Annotated in this window: 20 protein-coding genes; all 20 read left to right on the top strand. The window is 46.8% G+C overall.

Features of this window, described 5'->3' with window-relative positions; translation table 11 throughout:
- Position 1 precedes the first annotated feature (1 nt).
- Entirely contained in the window at positions 2–1657 is a 1656-nt protein-coding gene (locus tag HZB62_10000) for a glycosyltransferase (protein MBI5075479.1), read from the top strand.
- Between the two features lie 2 nt (positions 1658–1659).
- On the top strand, positions 1660–2607 hold the full coding sequence (locus HZB62_09995) for a glycosyltransferase family 2 protein (protein ID MBI5075478.1): 948 nt from the start codon (positions 1660–1662) through the stop codon (positions 2605–2607).
- A 139-nt stretch (positions 2608–2746) separates the two neighbouring features.
- Entirely contained in the window at positions 2747–3508 is a 762-nt protein-coding gene (locus HZB62_09990; GenBank protein MBI5075477.1) for a class I SAM-dependent methyltransferase, read from the top strand.
- A 57-nt stretch (positions 3509–3565) separates the two neighbouring features.
- Positions 3566–4630, top strand: a complete 1065-nt coding sequence (locus HZB62_09985) for a radical SAM protein (protein ID MBI5075476.1) — start codon at positions 3566–3568, stop codon at positions 4628–4630.
- 16 nt (positions 4631–4646) lie between these two features.
- A complete protein-coding gene (locus tag HZB62_09980) occupies positions 4647–5642 on the top strand; it encodes a glycosyltransferase (protein MBI5075475.1) in 996 nt (331 codons plus the stop codon).
- 94 nt (positions 5643–5736) lie between these two features.
- On the top strand, positions 5737–6888 hold the full coding sequence (locus tag HZB62_09975) for a glycosyltransferase (GenBank protein ID MBI5075474.1): 1152 nt from the start codon (positions 5737–5739) through the stop codon (positions 6886–6888).
- A 189-nt stretch (positions 6889–7077) separates the two neighbouring features.
- Positions 7078–8253, top strand: a complete 1176-nt coding sequence (locus tag HZB62_09970) for a glycosyltransferase family 4 protein (protein MBI5075473.1) — start codon at positions 7078–7080, stop codon at positions 8251–8253.
- Positions 8243–8800, top strand: a complete 558-nt coding sequence (locus tag HZB62_09965; protein ID MBI5075472.1) for a class I SAM-dependent methyltransferase — start codon at positions 8243–8245, stop codon at positions 8798–8800. The genes HZB62_09970 and HZB62_09965 overlap by 11 nt, the downstream gene beginning before the upstream one ends.
- 127 nt (positions 8801–8927) lie before the next feature.
- On the top strand, positions 8928–10334 hold the full coding sequence (locus HZB62_09960) for a radical SAM protein (protein ID MBI5075471.1): 1407 nt from the start codon (positions 8928–8930) through the stop codon (positions 10332–10334).
- 2 nt (positions 10335–10336) lie between these two features.
- Positions 10337–11377, top strand: coding sequence for a glycosyltransferase family 2 protein (locus tag HZB62_09955; protein MBI5075470.1), 1041 nt, complete (start codon positions 10337–10339; stop codon positions 11375–11377).
- 53 nt (positions 11378–11430) lie between these two features.
- The gene (locus tag HZB62_09950; GenBank protein MBI5075469.1) at positions 11431–12159 is read left to right on the top strand and encodes a glycosyltransferase family 2 protein; all 729 of its coding nucleotides are present in this window, start codon (positions 11431–11433) and stop codon (positions 12157–12159) included.
- Positions 12156–12497, top strand: coding sequence for a DUF2304 domain-containing protein (locus HZB62_09945; GenBank protein MBI5075468.1), 342 nt, complete (start codon positions 12156–12158; stop codon positions 12495–12497). The genes HZB62_09950 and HZB62_09945 overlap by 4 nt, the downstream gene beginning before the upstream one ends.
- A 66-nt stretch (positions 12498–12563) precedes the next feature.
- Positions 12564–13697, top strand: coding sequence for a DegT/DnrJ/EryC1/StrS family aminotransferase (locus HZB62_09940; GenBank protein MBI5075467.1), 1134 nt, complete (start codon positions 12564–12566; stop codon positions 13695–13697).
- Positions 13690–14649, top strand: coding sequence for a glycosyltransferase family 2 protein (locus HZB62_09935; protein ID MBI5075466.1), 960 nt, complete (start codon positions 13690–13692; stop codon positions 14647–14649). The genes HZB62_09940 and HZB62_09935 overlap by 8 nt, the downstream gene beginning before the upstream one ends.
- The gene (locus HZB62_09930; protein ID MBI5075465.1) at positions 14636–15589 is read left to right on the top strand and encodes a radical SAM protein; all 954 of its coding nucleotides are present in this window, start codon (positions 14636–14638) and stop codon (positions 15587–15589) included. Before HZB62_09935 ends, HZB62_09930 begins: the two co-directional genes overlap by 14 nt.
- Positions 15568–16398 carry a class I SAM-dependent methyltransferase gene (locus HZB62_09925; protein ID MBI5075464.1) on the top strand — a complete coding sequence of 277 codons (831 nt, stop codon included), beginning with the start codon at positions 15568–15570 and terminating at the stop codon, positions 16396–16398. The genes HZB62_09930 and HZB62_09925 overlap by 22 nt, the downstream gene beginning before the upstream one ends.
- A gap of 12 nt (positions 16399–16410) precedes the next feature.
- A complete protein-coding gene (locus HZB62_09920; GenBank protein ID MBI5075463.1) occupies positions 16411–16950 on the top strand; it encodes a GNAT family N-acetyltransferase in 540 nt (179 codons plus the stop codon).
- A 16-nt stretch (positions 16951–16966) separates the two neighbouring features.
- A complete protein-coding gene (locus HZB62_09915) occupies positions 16967–17743 on the top strand; it encodes a creatininase family protein (protein ID MBI5075462.1) in 777 nt (258 codons plus the stop codon).
- Positions 17703–18518 carry a WbqC family protein gene (locus tag HZB62_09910; protein MBI5075461.1) on the top strand — a complete coding sequence of 272 codons (816 nt, stop codon included), beginning with the start codon at positions 17703–17705 and terminating at the stop codon, positions 18516–18518. The genes HZB62_09915 and HZB62_09910 overlap by 41 nt, the downstream gene beginning before the upstream one ends.
- Positions 18515–19255 carry a class I SAM-dependent methyltransferase gene (locus HZB62_09905; GenBank protein ID MBI5075460.1) on the top strand — a complete coding sequence of 247 codons (741 nt, stop codon included), beginning with the start codon at positions 18515–18517 and terminating at the stop codon, positions 19253–19255. Before HZB62_09910 ends, HZB62_09905 begins: the two co-directional genes overlap by 4 nt.
- Position 19256 lies beyond the last annotated feature (1 nt).

Raw genomic sequence — 19256 nt, 5'->3', positions numbered from 1 at the left:
TATGAAATTTAATCCGAAAGTTTCCATTATCATCCCAGTCTTTAATGGCTCAAATTATCTTCGGGATGCGATAAATAGCGCTCTTGCCCAGAGCTACCTGAACACTGAAGTTATCGTTGTTAACGATGGCTCCTGTGATGATGGTAAAACAGAAGCCATCGCCGTAAGCTATGGCGAGAAAATACGCTATTTCTTTAAGGAAAATGGTGGAGTTGCCTCGGCGCTCAATATGGGAATCAGGGAGATGACCGGGGATTACTTTTCATGGTTAAGTCATGACGATATATACTATCCATTTAAAATAGAGACTCAGATACGCTTTCTTGGTATTCGTGCCCACCGGAATGACATCATCCTTTTTAGCAACTACGATCTGATAGATGCCGACGGAGAGTTAATAGGTTCGGCGCATACTCGGCATATCGAACCGGAACAGTTCAGATATTTTCTGACGATAAGCCATCCCATTAACGGCTGTACCGCCCTGATTCCAAGGCAATGCTTCTGCGCGTGTGGATTATTTAATGAATCTCTTCTCACCACTCAGGATTATGATATGTGGTTCAGGCTTGCAGCAAAATTTAGTTTCAGCCACATGGAGGAATGCCTGATCCAGTCTCGCGTTCATGCGGCTCAGGGCACACTGTCGATGAAACCGCTGCATATGAGAGAATTAAATTTACTTCTTGCGGATTTTGTTTCGTCTTTATCTCCCGCAGAAATTGTGATATCAACAGGGGAGTCACCTGAGCTGGCATGCGCACAAATAGCCTCTAATTTCAGCAAAAGAGGTTTTCATTCGGCTGCAGCGGCTGCATTGACCAAATCAGCTGATCATGTCGGCAATCTACAGCTGTCAAAGAGAATGATGCATTGGCCGATTCTGTCTGCTTTCAATATTCTTACCAAACTCAGAGTGTTGAGGTCTATAGGGTTACTTTCGATGGTGATTGAACGATCAGGGTTCTGTATCGCTATCAAACCCGGAATAAATAGCCTGGTAAGAATTGGCGAAGTAGCGTGGAGCCGACTGTTCAGAAATAAGAATCTTCAAGATCAATTCACAGAGATATATCAGAATAACGTTTGGGAGGGTGTGGAGTCGAGATCGGGGGAAGGGTCGAGCCTTGCCCAGACAGAGGCCATTCGTCGTGAAATACCGAAGTTGCTTAAAGACTTTCAGATAAAGTCTCTATTGGACGCCCCCTGTGGTGATTTCCACTGGTTTAGCAAAGTTGACTTTTGTATTGAAAAATACATTGGAATTGATATTGTAGATGCATTAATTGATTCGAACAGGCAAAAATACGCTAATATAAAACGAGATTTTCTTTGTATGAATATTGTGACGGATGCATTGCCGCAAGCTGATCTCATCCTTTCTCGCGATTGCCTTGTTCATCTTTCAAACGCGCAGGCACTCGCCGCCATCCGGAATTTCAGGATGAGCGGGGCTACCTTTGTGTTGACAACGACCTTTACCGATCGATATAGAAATAGTGATCTGTCAGGGAAGCAGACCTGGCGGCCCCTAAATCTCACGCTGCCCCCATTCAACCTTCCAGTTCCACTCAGGTTGATCAATGAGAATTGTACCGAAGGAAATGGTATCTATCGTGATAAATGCCTCGGTCTCTGGCGACTATCAGAAATTTAGCTATGACTGAATCAACGAGTAGCTCTCTCAAAGAACATGTGCCAAGGGTAAGTGTCATTATTCCTACCTATAACCGTGCGCCGCTTTTGAGGGAAGCGATTTCAAGCGTTTTATGTCAGACGTATGATGACTTTGAGTTAATTATCGTCGACGATGGTTCGACAGACAATACACACGATGTTATTGATGAATTCAGCTCACCCAAAATACGCTACTTTTACCACTGCAATCAGGGACGTTCTCGGGCGCGTAATTGGGCGTTAGGTGAGGCGCGTGGTGAATTTATAGCATTTCTGGATTCTGATGACATGTTTATGCCAAATAAACTTCAGAAACAGGTTGCATTTTTCGACAATAACAGTGAGTTTGGGATGCTTTATTCATCGGCGCGGGTGATCGATGATAATGGTAACGAAATCTTCAATCCAGGGGATTGGAATGGGACGAAACCATACTATCTTGCTACAGACTCTGGCTGGCTCTACCCGAATATAGCTTTTTGTCCGCGTACAGTTGTTCTTCCGACAGTCATGGTCAGGAAAGAGGTTATGGTTGTTGTTGGTGGTTTTGATGAAAAAATGCACCGTTTTGAAGATACTGACATGTGGCGCAGAATTTCAAAGGTGTTCAAAATCTGCGCTATTTCCGAGCCACTTTGCATCATCAGAACGCATGCAGGGAATAAAATGGAGTCTACGGATCGCGTATATGCGTCAATACATTACTATGTCACCAAAATCTTCCGGGAGGACAGAGTCTCTCCATTTTATTTCAAGCATCTTGGCGCTTCAAAATTATACCTACACTATGCCTTAGCGATTTTTGAAAATAACGGCTTAAATCGATCTGAATCCGCAAGATTTTTTTTGCAGTCTTTCAGGTATTGCCCACCATATTTTCTTGCGCATACGATTTATTCATGTATCAGGAGACTTAAGCGGATGTTGTAATACCGAAAGAAAGTGGAGTCGGAATGGCATCTGAGACTGTATAGATACTAAGAGGAGACGGTATGTCAGCGCATATACTGTCTGCTCTTCGTTCAACGGGAATAAGGCAAATGGTTCTGCAGAAGACAGGGAGGTTAAAGTGAGTCTATTTATACCTGACAATTCGGGCGATTCGGTGACCATAGAAAAATGGTGGGAGCTGAATCACCAGGGGGTAAATGACAGGTTCCTTTTTTGGCTTACGGGCAGTGCGGGACCGGAAGTCTGGGAATATCTTGAGGTCGCGGATAGAATAATCGCTGGAACAGTTGTTCTCAACATAGGCGTTGGGCTTGGCTTCTGTACCCGTGAACTTGCAAGAAGAAAGTGCATAGTCCATGCCCTTGATATTTCTGAAAGCGCTCTTCAGAAGGTTAAGGATGTTGCTGCCGAAGTATGGCTGCCCTCAAGCCTATCGTTGTTGCCGGCCGATACGTTTGATCTCGCTATTTCGAATCTTGTTGCTCAACACATGAGTGACTGTGATCTTGAAGATCAGATTAAACGCATCGTTCCGGCGTTGAAACAGAAAGGCATTTTTGCGTTGCAGTTTGCCTGCATGCTGGACCCAAAGAATAACAATCTCGATATAGTTCCCCTTTCGTCTCTGAAACACGGTAGTGTTGGACGTTCATTGGCCTGGTTCTGCCAGATTGTTGAAAGAGCAGGTGGTATGGTGATTGGTGCAAAACGGATTGGGCTTTTTCCTCTCTATAACAGTTGCTGGTACATGGTGCATATCGCGCGCTTAGACCATCAGGGATTGTGGCCGGCTGTCACCGCTCGCAAATTCATCAGAAAATTCGCAAGAAGACTGTCTGGTATCATCATGAGACTGATAGGCTTCATAAGGAGGCGGTGATCGGGAAGGGCCGGTAATTTTGACCGTATTACTATAAAGGACGGAGGCAATGCATTCATGATTAAGGAAGAATATAGCCCTTACAAGATCGTACACCATATGGAAAAACTTCAGGAGCTTGCTGCGGGGAAGCAGACTGATCCCGTGCAAGTGCACCTTATCCCATCTAACCGATGCAACCAAAATTGCAGTTTCTGTGCATACAGGATGGCTGAATCCTCCAGTAGTCAGAATTTTAATCCAAAAGACATAATGTCGAATGAAAAACTGCTTGAGATAATAGACTCTTGCTATAGCCTTGGCGTCAAGGCGATTCAATATACAGGGGGTGGTGAGCCTCTTGTCCATCCGGCCATTAAGAATGCATTTAAAAAGACAATTTCTTACGGAATGGATCTTGCGTTGGTATCCAACGGTCAGGCGCTTGATGATGAGCTTATAGAGCTGCTTTCTGACGTTGCATGGGTTCGTATCAGCATGGACGCTGCTAACAGTGGAACTTATTCTATTTTGCGGCGGACAAAGGCGACTGTCTTTGATAGAGTGATAGCAAGCATTAGTAAATTTGCACAGAAGAAATGCAGAACTATTTTGGGCATAGGATTTGTGATAAGCAGAGAAAATTACAGGGAGACATATGATGCGTGCAAACTGTTTAAAGAGCTGGGGGTTGATAATTTCCGAATATCCGCTGCTTTCACCCCGCTGGGGATAAAATACTTCGACGGACTCATTGATGAAGCAAAGACTATTGCTGAAAAGGCGAAACGGGATTTTGAAGACGAAAAATTTACTGTTTTTAACCTTTTCAATGACCGTATCGGCGATCTCTTTGACGGTGTTCAGAACTATGACTTCTGCCCCATGAAGGAGCTTGTCCCTTATATTGGTGCCGACCTTAAGGTTTATACCTGCTGTATGCTTGCATACAATAATCTTGGATATATAGGGTCATTGAAAAACCAAAGTTTCGATGAGCTGTGGCATGGCGGCGAGAAGATTCAATTTTACCGGAAACACTCTCCGCGGGTTTATTGCAAATTACCGTGTATGTTTGAGAAAAAGAATGATTTTATTAATTACTGTATCAAGAAAGATGCAAAACATACTAACTTTATATAGAAGTTATTCTCAATAAATGAAAGAAGATATTGAGAGTGGTTGCGGAGACGCCCCTCATGTCTCAATAATAATTCCTGTTTATAACGGCTCGACTTACCTCCGCGAGGCTATTGACAGCGCCTTGGCGCAGACGTATAAACATATTGAAGTTATTGTAATAAATGATGGCTCAAACGACGGGGGAAAGACAGAGGAGATTGCTGTATCGTATGGCGATAAGATCCGTTATTTGTTCAAGCAAAATGGCGGAGTTGCAACTGCCTTAAACCTTGGAATCAGGGAAATGAGAGGCGATTATTTTTCCTGGTTGAGTCATGATGATGTGTATCTTCCGAGTAAGCTCGCTGTACAAGTCTCTGCTCTGAAGCAAGAGACTGACCCTGTAGTCCTCTATGGAGATTACTACATCATTAACGCTAAGTCTGAAGTAATAGGGCTTCGGCAGCTGGGGCATCTTGCTGCGGAGCAGTTTCTTTATTTACTGATAGCATCCTATCCTGTTAACGGATGCACTACGCTTATACCGAGGTTGTGCTTTAATGATGTCGGCCTCTTCAATGAAAGACTTAAGACGACCCAGGATTACGATATGTGGGTAAGGCTCTCGAAGAAATACAGATTTGTTCATATGCGACATGCCCTCATGCAGGCGAGGTGTCACCCCGGGCAAGGGTCTCGCATTACACGTGAAATTCATGAGGCAGAGGCGAATGATTTTTATGTCAGGTGCCTGGAGTTGTTTTCTGTAGTGGCTTTGTCTTCTTCTGAAAAGGAATCAGCGCCTTCCCGTTTCTTGAGTCTTGCCAAAAGTCTTAAAGCTCGGGGCTGGATTCCTGCATCAGATCGTGCCTTTATGTTGTCCACACTGCATGCAGCCGATTCCAGCATTGCCAACCGTTATTATAACCGAGCGCTTGCTGAGATTTACAAGCTGCTGCCAAGACGCCTGATGATCGCATACTGGAAACTTATTGCAGTAGCTCTAAGGGAGCGCTTGATATCAAGATCTTAGGACGGCAGATACGACAACACAGTTCATTTGCAAATTTCGCCGGGACTATGTGCCTGTTTGTTCCGTGACTCGATCGCCTGTCTAATCGATGATAATGCATCTAAAACAGAAGAAGATTATATTTGTTGTCCCTTCACTTAAAGGTGGGGGAGCTGAGAGAGTTGCAACTACACTTCTGGAATCGTTTCGCAAATCGGAGCCTGAACTGGAATTGTTTTTGGTTCTTTTCGGGGAAGAGGTATGTGGCGAATCCGGTTTCAATATCAGGTGTCGATATCTTCATGTTCATGAGCGAGGAAGCCTGTTGTATACGGTCTTCAAGTTTTTCAAGATTATTATCCAATTGGCCAGAATATTCAAGGAGGAAAGTCCATCTGCCATATTGAGTTTTATGGATTACTCAAATATAGTGTCGATTGTTGGCAACTATCTTTCTGGTAAAAGAGCCCGTGTGGTCATATCGGTTCATACCAAACTAACAGCCCTGACACGGCAATATTCGTCCGACAAATGGGAAAGATCACTTGGAGTGCTCATAAAGAGGCTTTATAACCATGCCGACTCTGTTGTTGCAGTATCAAGAGATGTCGCTGATGATCTTGAAAAAAACTTTGGTATTGACAGAAATTTGATACAGGTTATTAGTAATCCTTTTGATTTGAAAAAGATCAGATGTCTTTCTGAAGAGCATGTGATGGAGAACATATTTAAAGGGAATATTCCGATAATATTGTCGGTCGGGAGACTGTCAAGTGAAAAAAATGTTGGTTGCCTGGTGAAGGCTTTTTCGCTTTTAAAAGCGGATCTGAAAGCTGCATTGGTCATTTTAGGCGAGGGTGAGGAGGAACAATACCTAAAGCAGTTGTGCCGCGATCTTGGGATCGAAAAGAATGTCTTTTTTTTGGGTTACAAAGACAATCCGTTTAAGTACATGAAACGCTCAACTGTATTTGCCCTGTCTTCTTTTTACGAAGGATTCGGCAATGTTATTGTTGAGGCCATGGCGTGCGGTCTTCCTGTCGTTGCTACGAGGTCTTATGAAAGCATTGAAGACATTATTGAAAACGATAGAAATGGTTTGATAGTTCCTGTAGCCGAGGAGAAAGCCCTTGCCGATGCTTTACTGAGACTTTTAAACAATCCAGAGGTAAGAGAACGTTATATCAGTGAGGCAATGAAGAAGGTCGAGTGTTATAGATCGGAGACGATAGCAGCGCAGTATGGCAAAGTGTTGAGGGATTTATGAATGAACAAGGAGAAAATAACATTTTTGTTTTGGAATAACGGCGATGATTCTGTATTTATTTCCTGTGAGTAAGGATTTTCTCCCGGGATTCGGCTCAGGGATGGAACTGGCACTTTCAAATATACAACTTGCTCTTGCTCGAACTCTGGCGCAGGAAATTTATTGATGCTCAGCCAGATTAGGGTTTGCATGGTCTCGCCTCTCTACCACCCTGCCCTCGGTGGGGTTGGAAGGCAGGCCGTGTTTCTTTCTGAGTATTTGCACAGTGTCGGGGTTAAGACCATGGTGATCTGTAGACGAATAAGTAGCATGCCTCCATGGAAGCCTGTGGCCGGGATTGAGATCATTCGGATCAAGGCTCTCAACAATACAAAACATGACCTTGAAGCAAAATCGGTTGTAAATCTGCTCATTTCTCTTAGCTTCAGCGTGAATCTATTACGTTCTTTGATTAGAGAAAGAAACTCCTATGACATCGTGCATTTTCACGGCGCAAGCCTTCCGCTAATTATCAATACGGTTCCACTTAAACTCATGGGAAAGAAGATTGTTGCAAAGGTTGCCGGCGCAAAGATGAATATTGAGGCCGGTTCGTTTAAATGGAAATATTTCGGAATAGGCAATGTATTTATACGGATTCTGAAAAAAGTTGACATGTTCATTGCCATTACTGATGAGATCAGGAGTGATCTGCTGAAGGACGGATTTGATTCGAAGAAGATATTTAAGACGACGAACTTTATTCTGCCAGCTGTTTTTTATCCTGTGAGCGACATAAATGAGAAAAAAAGAATTCAGGATCTGTTGGCCCTTCAGCCTGGCAGAAAGGTCATTACCTTTTCAGGCAGGCTTGTTCAAAGAAAGAGGGTGGATCTGCTGCTTCAGGCAATCGCGCGTATAATAAATTGCAGACAGGATATTCAGGTGCTGATCCTCGGCCAAGGCGAGCTTATGGAGAGCCTCAAGCAGCTTTCGGACAATCTCGGTCTCAGCGAATATGTCCGCTTTCAGGGGTTTGTCCGGAACATTCTTGATTATCTTCATGCAACGGACATTTTTCTTTTTACGTCGGATATAGAGGGAATGCCGAATAGCCTTCTCGAGGCCATGGCATGCAGGCTGCCGGTTATAGCGACCAGGATTGGAGGTACCGTCGACGTATTAGAAGATAATGAAAATGGGATTATTGTTCCGTCAGGTGATGATGATGAGTTGGCAAAGGCTATCCTGAGACTCCTTGAGGACGACGCATGTTGCGCGCGGCTTGCAGACAGTGCCATCCATACAATTCGTGAGCGTTTTTCCATAGACAGCGTTGCCTCACGATATGTCGCTCTTTACCGGAGGATGATCTATGGCGGATGACTATTTTGCCTATCTTTCTGAAAGGAGCTTTGTCAGGATACTGTTACGCAGGCTTTTTATGATGCCGATTGTCCGTTTTTTCAAAGGACGGGTTCTTGATATCGGATCAGGCATTGGCGAGTTTCTTTCATATTATCCGGAGGCTGTCGGCGTGGATATAAACGCTGATTGCGTGGCCCAATGCAGAAATAAAGGTCTCGCCTGTGTCCAGGCTGATGTTGCTCACCTTCCGTTCGATGCGGATCTGTTCGAAGGAGTTCTGTTGAACAATGTGCTTGAGCATCTCAATGATGCGGACAGTCTGTTTCACGAGATTCGTCGGGTGCTCAGGGATAACGGCAGACTCGTGATTGAACTTCCGGGCAGCAAGGGGTTTGCTCATGACAAAACGCATGTGAGATTCTGGGGGAAAAACGACATTGTTCCCTATCTCGCTGGTCTGGGGTTCTGCGACATCTGCATTTCCTATTTCCCCATTCCGGCTGCCTCAGCGAACGACCTGTTTATCCATAATAAACTGCGTGTATATGCTGTTTTAAGGAAATGAACGATGAGCAGTTCCTGTTGCGGCATCGATGAAATTGCTCATAAGGCTGAATTATGAGAAAATTGTGCGTGACTGAGACAGAAGAAATCGTATTTACACATGAGATCAGGAAGCGGCCGGGCCATTAATGAAAATACTTTTTGCGACCCCACCTCTCAGTATGGCTAAACGCTATGGAACCCTGGCTGGCGTCGGCAGCTCGTCTCCAACTCTTGGCATCTTGCAGTTAGCGGCGGTAACCCGACAGCATGCGCACGAGACATTTTTGCTTGATGCTGCTGCCCTTGATCTGGACCAGGTCTCTTTTCTTGAGAGACTTGTTGAGACAGCACCAGATATTCTCGGTCTTTCTGTTACCACTCTTTCAATATCTCACGCCGCCAGAATTGCCGAGGCTTCGAAGAAGATGGTGCCAGGGCTTTTAGTGATTATTGGCGGACCGCATATCTCGGCTGTGCCGGTCGAGACTATGGAGCGTTTTACGGTTTTTGATGTTGCAGTGATTGGCGAGGGGGAGGAGACGGTCCTTGAACTGCTCCTGGCACTATCCGAAGTAAAACCGCTTTCTGCTGTCTCTGGGATTGTATATCGCGACGGATCAGGTGTGCAGATGAACCCGCGTCGTCCCTTTCTGAAGACTCTCGATATTCTCCCGCGTCCCGCTTGGGATATGCTCGAAGGTTTCCCTCAGCACTTTTACCCTCCAATCTTTAAGACCCGGCGTCTGCCGGCAGCGTTGCTGGTTACCTCGCGCGGCTGCCCTAATACCTGCATCTTTTGCGATCGTTCCGTCTTCGGCTCGAGCTGCCATATGTTTTCTGCTAGCTATGTCGTGGAGATGATGGTGGAGCTGTACGACAAATTTGGGGTGCGGGAGTTCTGTTTCGAGGATGATACTTTCATCACTTTTCATACACGACTGGTGGAGATCTGTCATCATCTAATCGATCTGAAACTGGATATTTCCTGGTCTTGTCTCGGCCGGGTCAATCAGGTGTCCGAGGAAAATTTGCGCCTGATGAAACGCGCCGGCTGCTGGCAGATCAGTTTTGGGATCGAGAGCGGGTCGCAGGAGATACTCGATATAATTCACAAAAAGGTGACGCTGCAACAAATCCGTCGAGCCTTGCAGATCAGTCGCGACGCCGGCCTGCTTAATAAGGGTTTCTTTATCGTTGGCCACCCCGGCGAAACGAAAAAAACCCTGCAATTGACCTATGACTTCATCATGGGCAATCCACTTGACGACATTAGTGTCACAATGCTAACGCCTTTTCCGGGGACGGAGCTCCATGCTAGGGCAAGAGAATTCGGCACCCTGGATGCGGACTGGGAGAAGATGAATTTGCTTAATACGGTCTTTGTTCCCTTTGGATTGACTGAATGCGATCTATTACAGGCTCAGAAAAAGATGATTCGGGATTTTTACCTGAGGCCTCGTATTATCGGCAGCTACATTAGTCGAGTGTTCCATAATCCTGCGATGCTCAACAGGCTCCTGAAGGGATTTCGCTCGTTTGTCAGGAGCATTTAGGCGTGACAGGGCAGAAACCGCTCGTTTCAGTGCTCATAGTCAACTGGAACGGAAAACATCATCTGACTGAATGTCTCGATAGCCTATCAGCCCAACTCTTTAAAGAGTTCGAGGTTATTCTGGTCGACAACGGCTCGACAGATAGTTCAGCAGATTTTGTCCGTGCCGGGTACCCATGGGTGAAAGTTGTCCCGCTGCCCGAGAATACCGGCTTTGCCGAAGGGAATAATGTCGCCGCCGCCCATGCAGCAGGTGATTATCTTGTCACTCTTAATAATGATACTTGGGTAGACCCCTGTTGGTTGCAAATCCTTGTTGCCGTGGCGGCGAGTCACCCTGCCGTTGGCATGGTCGGTAGCCGCATCTGTAATTACGCCGACCCTCAACGGCTTGACTCATTTGGGATCCGAATCTGCCCGGATGGCATGACACGGGGGGCGCTGCGCGGAGCACGGTTTGCGGATCTTGGCTGTGGCGCTGTAGTGCCTATCCTCTTGCCCAGCGCCTGCGCAGCTCTGTACAAGCGGGCTATGATCGGGGAAATCGGTTTTTTTGACAGCGATTTTTTTGCCTATTGTGAGGACACGGATCTTGGTCTGCGCGGGCGTCTGGCCGGGTGGAGCGCCGTCCTTGCGGCTGATGCTATTGTCCGTCACAAGTATTCCCGGACAGGAGGCGAAATCTCTCCACTGAAACTACGGCTGGTCGAGAGAAACCACTACTGGGTAGCGCTCAAATCGTTTCCTTTCCCGCTCCTTTGTCTTGTGCCGTTTATGACGTTGGTACGTTATATACATCAAGGTCGGGCGTTCTTTCAAGCCAACTGGCGTCAAAAAGCGGGAGAACCTGATGCGGAACCGAGTTCGTGGGTGCTGGTTGTTGCTTTGTTGCAGGGGATGTGGCAGGCTTTTGCCGGCTTCCGCATGATGTTCGCACGGCGGCGCAAGGTTCAAGCAATGCGTCGTCTTTCTACAGCTGAGGTTCGAGAGCTCTTTAATCAATACCGGCTCTCTTTTCAGGAACTTTTTGACAATGCCGGTTGATAAAAATAAATTTCGAAGGGAGTCTGTTATGCTAAGGTCAGAGACTAATTTATATGAAATCAATAAGAAAAAATGATTTTGCTGTTTTGATACCGGCATACAATGAGGCGGACAGGATAGCCGATACTATTGCAGGAATCAGGGAGCATTGTTCGGCGGAGATCGTTGTCATCAGCGACGGCTCTTCAGACAGTACTGTGGAGAAAGTCAGTGAAACCGGTTCCGTAGTTATAGCACTGCCCTTTAACCTCGGATATGGTGCCGCGCTTCAGACAGGCTATCAGTATGCTTTGCTGCACGGGTACGATTTTGCGATTCAGATGGATGCTGATGGCCAGCATGACCCTGCTTTCATTCCGGGTATCATCAGAAAGGTGCAGACAGGCATGGCTGATGTTGCCATAGGATCACGGTTTCTCGGGGAAGGGGTCTATAATCTGTCCTTCACGAGAAAGACCGGCGTGCTGTTTTTCAGCAGTCTTGCATCGGTCTTAACTCGCCAGAAGGTTACTGATCCCACCTCAGGTTTTCAGGCATTAAACAGAAAAGCCATGGAATTTTATGCCAGTGAGGCCTATCCCGTCGATTTTCCGGATGCCGATGTGCTTATCATGCTGCACCGGCAGGGACTGAGATTTGTGGAGGTGCCGGTAAAGATGAACCCCAATACCAAGAAGAAGACCATGCACAGCGGCCTCGTGCCGGTTTATTATTTATTCAAGATGATGCTGTCCATTGTTGTGACCTTATTGAGGAAATATGAGTTCAGGAGAGAATCATGACAACACAACTGAAGATTCTGGCTGCTGTTATCGGCGTGACGCTTTTTCTCTACATCATAGAACTGGTGAGAAAGAAAAGGCTGAGAGAGGAGTATGCATGGTTCTGGATGCTGACCGGCCTGATGATCGTTGTCCTTTCGCTTTGGTACAGTCTGCTCGTCTTTATTGGCAGGCTTCTCGGCGGTATCCTGCCTTCAGCGCTGCTTTTTTTCTTCGGGCTGCTCTCTCTGTTACTCATCTGCCTTCATCTGTCCATTAAATTGTCAACGCTGACCGATCAGGTGAAAAGGCTTTCTCAGGAACTTGCACTTATGAGGGTAAACAGGGGGAATCCCTGATTAATACCGGTTTTCTTTTCGGGAACTTTTTGACAATGCCGTTTGATATTGAATTAAAATACAGCCATGCATAATACCATTGAGTTTTTTCGCCATAACATTGAAGAGGCTGATATTGATCGTGCCAACGCAGTGCTGCGCTCTGTTTTTCTTACCACCGGGCAGGAAGTCAAGGAATTTGAAAAAGATTTTTCTCTCTATACCGGTTTGAATCATACGGTCGGGCTTACCAGCTGCACTGCCGCGCTTCACCTGAGCCTCTTGGCGCTGGATATTGGCATGGGAGATGAAGTCATAACGACACCGATGAGTTTTTGCGCCACAGCCAATGCAATTCTTCATGCAGGTGCTAAGCCGGTATTTGTTGATGTTGAAAGGGATACGGGCAATATCAATGCGGAACTTATTGAAAAAGCCTTAACCGACAGGACAAAAGCAATAATCCCTGTGCACCTTTACGGCCAGATGTGCGACATGAAGAAGATCCGATCGATTGCTGACAAATACAAACTTGTCGTGATTGAAGATGCGGCGCATGCAATTGAGGCAGAGCGGGGCGATATAAGGGTTGGTCATCTTGCTGAGGCCTCCTGCTTCAGTTTTTATGCCACAAAGAATATCACGTCCGGAGAGGGTGGCGCTGTCTGTGTGTCTGACCAGGAGAAGGCTGAAACACTTTGCATGCTGAGGTCTCATGGCATAGACCGGTCTGCAGCAGACCGCTATACAAAGAAGTACCAGCACTGGGATATGCCCATGCTCGGATGGAAATACAATATGGATAATATCCATGCCTCGCTTTTGATCGGGCAGATCCGGCGGATAGACGAACGCTGGGAGTCAAGAGATCGCATCTGGCGCAGGTATGAAGAAGGGCTTTCCGGAACAGTCGGCATCGAGCTTCTAAGAACAGTGCCAGACTCACGCCATGCACGTCATCTATTTACCATTCTCGCAGCACCGGATAGTCGGGATGACATTCTCCTGAAACTTCAGGGCCGTGGTATTGGTGTTGCCGTCAATTATCGTCCGATACATCTGCTTTCCTATTACCGGAAGACTTTTGGGTATAGGGAAGGAGACTTTCCTGTAGCCGAAGATATCGGGGCAAGGACAATATCATTGCCGCTTTATCCGAAACTCCGCGAGGATGAAATACAGCGCGTGGTTGAATCCCTTCGGGAAATAGTCAATGGCTGATCTGAAATTTTCGATAGTCATTCCAATTTACAATGAAGAAGAGAATATCCCTGAACTGTATAGCAGGCTTACGCATGCACTGAAAGAACTCGGGAGTTATGAGATCATTTTTGTCGATGATGGAAGCACTGACCGTTCATTTCCATTATTGAAAGAAATCGCGGGAAACGACAGGAGTGTCAAATTAATGAAATTTTCCCGCAATTTTGGACAGCATCCTGCCATTAATGCCGGTTTTTTGCAGGCCTCGGGAGAATATATGGTACTTATGGATGCAGACCTTCAGGACGACCCTGCTGACATCAAGAAACTGTATGATGAGATCAAGGAAGGATATGATATCGTATTCACCCAGATTGAGAATTCTGAAACTTCTTTATTTAAGAAATTTAACTCTCTGATATTTCACTTTATTTTTGCCCGGTTGTCAGGGGCCAACACGCCGCCCAATATAGGGACGTTCAGGATGTTCACACGCAAGGTTCTCCGCAGCATTAACAGATATCATGAGAGGAGGATAGTTTTTGGTCCTCTCATGGCCTTCGTCGGGTTCTCAAGGACTTATCTGAAAGTCAGAAAGAACAAACGGACAAAAGGTGTGACTAACTATTCTTTCCTAAAACTTTTCCAGATGGCGATCGATTCGCTTTCAACCTATACGATGGTACCCCTGTCATTTATGATATATTCAGGTTTTTTTATCGCGAGCATGAGTTTTGCCATCGCGATGTATTTCATTGTCAAAAAAATAACATTGGGCATTGCAGTTTCAGGATATGCGAGCATTATTATTGCAATTTTTTTCCTGAGCGGGGTGATTTTATTATCGCTGGGAATCGTGGGGGATTATATTTTCCGCATATACCAGGAAGTGTTGAACAGACCGCGGTTTCTTATTGACGAGACCTTAAACATAGATGACCCGCAAGGAGAATTTGATGAAAAAGCCTAACTTGGAAGCAGTCAAAAAAACCCTGAAAGACAACCCGTTTCCGATAGATATCGTGGTCGAAACCATATCCTATTGCAACCTCCGCTGTATCATGTGCCCGCAGCCGACACTTGTCAGGGAGCGCGGAGAGATGCAGATAGAGGTTTTCAAAAAGATAGCTGATGAAATCGCACAGGAGAGCCCCTCCAGCAACCTCTGGCTTGCACTTATGGGGGAGGCCCTCCTTGTAGGAGACAAGCTTGTCGAGATGATAAGCTATGCAAAAGCCAAGGGGATACTGAATGTGCATCTGAACACAAATGCGCGCTTCATGGACCCTGCCATGTCCGAAAAGCTTATCTTGTCAGGGGTTGATGAGATCATCGTCGGCCTGGACGCCTTTACACCTGAAACATATGACAGGGTTCGCGTGGGGGGGGATTTCCCCGAAACTGTCAGGAACATCGAATATCTCCTTGAGGTCAAAAAGGAGAGAAAGCTTGCGAAGCCTGTTGTTATACTGCAGTTCATCGTCATGGAAGAAAATGAACATGAGGAGAAACAGTTCAGAGAGTATTGGCTTGGCAGGGGCGCTGTGGTGAAGATCAGACCGAAGTTGGGGTGGGGCGCAGGGGTAGAGGCAAAGAATTTGAACCTGCCTGACAGCGCAAGGGATTTCCCCTGCCCATGGCTGAACAGGACTGTATCTATCCATTGGTCCGGCAGGTTTGCCCAGTGCGATGCTGATTTTGAAGGGAACTACAGCCCTGGAGACATACGAACACAGACGATCAAGGAAGTCTGGCTTGGTGAGCTGGCCAAAAGGAGAAAGCGCCACTGGGAAGGTGATTTCACCCATGACCTCTGTAAAAACTGCAGGGATTGGCAGGCCGGACGTTCTGCGTTTTATTATCCTGAAGAGCACCGAAAGGCAGATGCATGTACAACAAAGAAGAAGTAAGAAGCGCCAATATATCGCTCCACTCCGCCCTCGTCGACAAGTATAAGGAAACCGAGCCGCATTACCGGCAGGAAAATATCCTGCGTGTGGGCCGTATCCTTCAGGACCTTCAGGGGAAAACCGGGGCTGAGAGCCTCCTGGATATAGGCTGCGGAATGGGGTTCATAATCGATATCGCCAAACCTTATTTCAGGGTGATCAGGGGGGTTGATATTACCCCGGCAATGCTGGAAAAAGTCGACACACGCAGTGAAACTGCAGATGTGAAGGTGCAGTTGGCGCCTTCAGACAATCTTCCATTTGCAGATGAGTCTTTCGATGTCTGTACGGCCTATGCGGTCCTGCATCATCTCGATGCGTTGTTGCCCACCTTTCAGGAGATCTGCCGTGTCCTTAAAAAAGGCGGCATGTTCTACTCGGACCTGGATCCTAATTACTATTTCTGGAAAGCGGTCTCGCAGCTCCCTGAAGATGGGGTATATTCTGATTTTGTAAGGCGTGAAATCGATGCGGTAATCCATAAGGATCAGGAGCTGGAAGACCTTTTCCATATTGACAAGGGTGTATTGCGGGCAGCGGAACATCTTAAACATGAGGAAGGCGGTTTCCGTGAAGAAGACCTCAGGGACATTCTGTACAAGGCAGGATTCAGCGAAGTTACCATTCAGTATGAGTGGTTTTTGGGAGAGGCAAATGTGATCCACGGAGAAAAGTCTGCTTCTGCAGACGCGTTGCGAGGGTATCTCAGGGATGCGCTGCCGCTGACCAGGCATCTTTTTAAATATCTGATGGTATATGCCCGGAAGTGACAGCTGGAGTGCGTGTTGAGGGTCAATAGCGGGAAAGTCATTTTACGGGGAATTGCCCGGGAAGACCTTGATACCTTATTTGAATGGATGCAAGACGCCGAGCTCCTCCGGTCGATCAACAGGACAGTAAAGACCTCTCCGGATTCCCACCGTGCGTGGTATCAGAGCGTTCTCACTGATAGCAGCCAGCTGGTCTTGTCAATTGAACGGAATGAAACTGGAGCGTTTATCGGACAATGCGGTCTGAAGCATATTGACCTTAAAAATCGCAAGGCTGAACTCTGGATCTTTATCGGTGACCGGGAAAGCCGTGGCAAGGGCTATGGCGGCGACGCTGTTCGGGGGCTTCTCTGGTATGCCTTTGAAGAAATAGGACTGAACCGTGTCTCAGTATATGTCATTTCATACAATGAGGATGCCTGTCGTTTTTATGAAAGGCTCGGGTTCCGGCTTGAGGGGAAGTTCAGGCAGGATATTTTTATGGGCGGCTGTTTCTACGATACTGTTCATCTGTCTGTTTTAAAAGAAGAATATGGAAAATCTATCGAGTAGAGAGCTGCAGGAACTAATGGAATTGTCCCGCACAAAGGATCTGCGATCGATCGCATATCTGCCGGTCGGCTGTATTGAACAGCATGGCCCTTTTCTCCCGCTGGAGACAGACTCACTGATAGCGCAGGAGATAAGCCGTGCAATTACTGCAGGGCTCAAAGACAGGTATTACGGATATGTTTTCCCCAGTCTTCATTATACCCCTTCACAGGCAAATGCAAATTATTGCGGCACGGCCTCAGTTCCTGATGGCAGTTTCCGTGCCTATGCTCAGGAGGTCTGCTCTGCGATCATGCAGTCGCCGTTTGATGCCCTTGTCCTGATTGCGGGACACGCGGGAACGGAATCTTCTCTGCGTGAAATAGCCTTCTGGCTGGTAAACGGACAGTACTGTTCAGGAGAACAAAAGGTGAGGCCGGTCTTCGTTGTCAGCATATTGGAGGCCGCGGCTCTCATAGAAGAGAAGTTCGGGCAGAAGTCAGGCCGCCATGCTGACTGGAGAGAATTTCTGCTTCTCTATCATATCCTCGGCAGGGGATATTTTACCGGGGAGAAGCTGCAGAAGATGAAGGCCTTTCATGCAGACAACACATTTAAAATCAGCACATCCCGCATCCATGGTGTTCCGATGGAATATCGTTCTACAGAGGGGGTGCTTGGTGAGCCGTTGCCGTCATTCAGCGACGAATATGAAGAAACGTCATCTGTGCTTTGGGAGTTTCTGATCGCAAATCTGACACAGAAGGTGGCAGGTGAACTTGACGGGTTTTGGACAGGCCCCTTTGCCTCCTGACAGCAAGGGTAAAAGGATTGCCATACTTCAGCCCGGCTATATCCCCTGGCTGGGGTTCTTTGAGCAGCTGTCTGTATGTGATATTTTTGTCTTTCTCGATGATGTCCAGTTTACGAAGAACGACTGGAGAAATCGCAACCGCATCAAGACCAAGGAAGGCATAGTCTGGCTTACCGTACCTGTTGTTCACAAGTTCGGCCAGAAGATCATGGAAGTCAGGATTGACAGCCGTTCATCCTGGCAGCGGAAACATCTCCAATCCTTTAGGCTGTGGTATGGGAGGAGTAGGTATTTTGAGGAGATGGCCGCAGACGTTGAGCGGATTTATTCCAAAGCGTGGCACTATCTTGTCGATCTTGACTTGGAACTCTGCCTGCTGCTGAAAGACCGGTTCGACATCCGCAGCACAGTGCTCAGGTCTTCTGATCTGCATGTCGGGAGCGAGGATAAAAACCGTCGTCTGATCGAGCTCTGCAAAGCGACCGGCTGTGATCATTTCTATGAGGGCAAGTCAGGACAGTCCTATATAGACCTCGAACTTTTCCGCTCCCATGACATAACCGTCGAATTTCAGGACTATCACCATCCCTACTATGACCAGCTCTGGATGAAGGAGCAGGGTTTTATATCTCATCTTTCCGCAATGGACCTGCTTTTTAACCACGGGTCTGATTCTGCCGGCATTCTCACCGGACGCAAGACTGTCCCGCACCCGGAAGGTGTTCAGATCAGGCATGCGGACATGCTCTTAAGAACAGAGGGGGAGAAGCGGTGAAGGAAGAGAGCTTTGACCCCTTATTTTTCAGGCAGCTGAAAGAGGCCGAGGAGACTTATTTCTGGTTCCAGGTGCGGCGGAAATGGATATATGACAGGATCAGTAAGGTTATTCCGCCGCCTGCAAAGATCCTAGAAGTTGGCTGCGGCACAGGGAATGTGAGCAGTTTTTTGGCGCATAAGGGCTATGATGTGACCGGCTGCGAATACTACGAAGAGGCTTTGGTTTTAGGGTGGCCAGGGTTCACGAAGGTGCGTGGAGACGCATCAAGTCTCCCTTTTCAGGACGGGAGCTTTGACATTGTCGGTCTTTTTGATGTGATTGAGCATATTGAAGATGATACTGCGCCATTAAAAGAGGCCTTCAGGGTATTAAGGCAGGGAGGGATAGCAGTGGTGACTGTTCCCGCACGTGATGAACTCTGGAGTTTTGTCGATAAGCGTGCATTTCACAAGAGACGTTATACCAAAGAGCGGCTGGCCGGTGCTCTTCACAATGCAGATTTTGTCCTTAACAGTAACGAATATATATTCATGATGCTCTATCTGCCGATGAAGATTCTCCGGATGAGGCCAGTGGATGTCCGTTCACCATTTGAGATTAACCCTGCGGTAAACAGGATATTGAAAGGCTGGTTTGATATGGAAAGACGTGTCTCCCAAATGATATCCTTACCCATAGGCACATCACTGCTTGCAATAGCAGAAAAGAATGACATAATGTTGAGACGAGGATGAG

This window comes from Nitrospirota bacterium, from assembly GCA_016214855.1.
GTDB lineage: Bacteria > Nitrospirota > Thermodesulfovibrionia > Thermodesulfovibrionales > UBA6898 > UBA6898.
The sequence above is the reverse complement of the archived record's forward strand: the minus strand, read 5'-3'. Positions and strand labels throughout refer to the sequence as shown.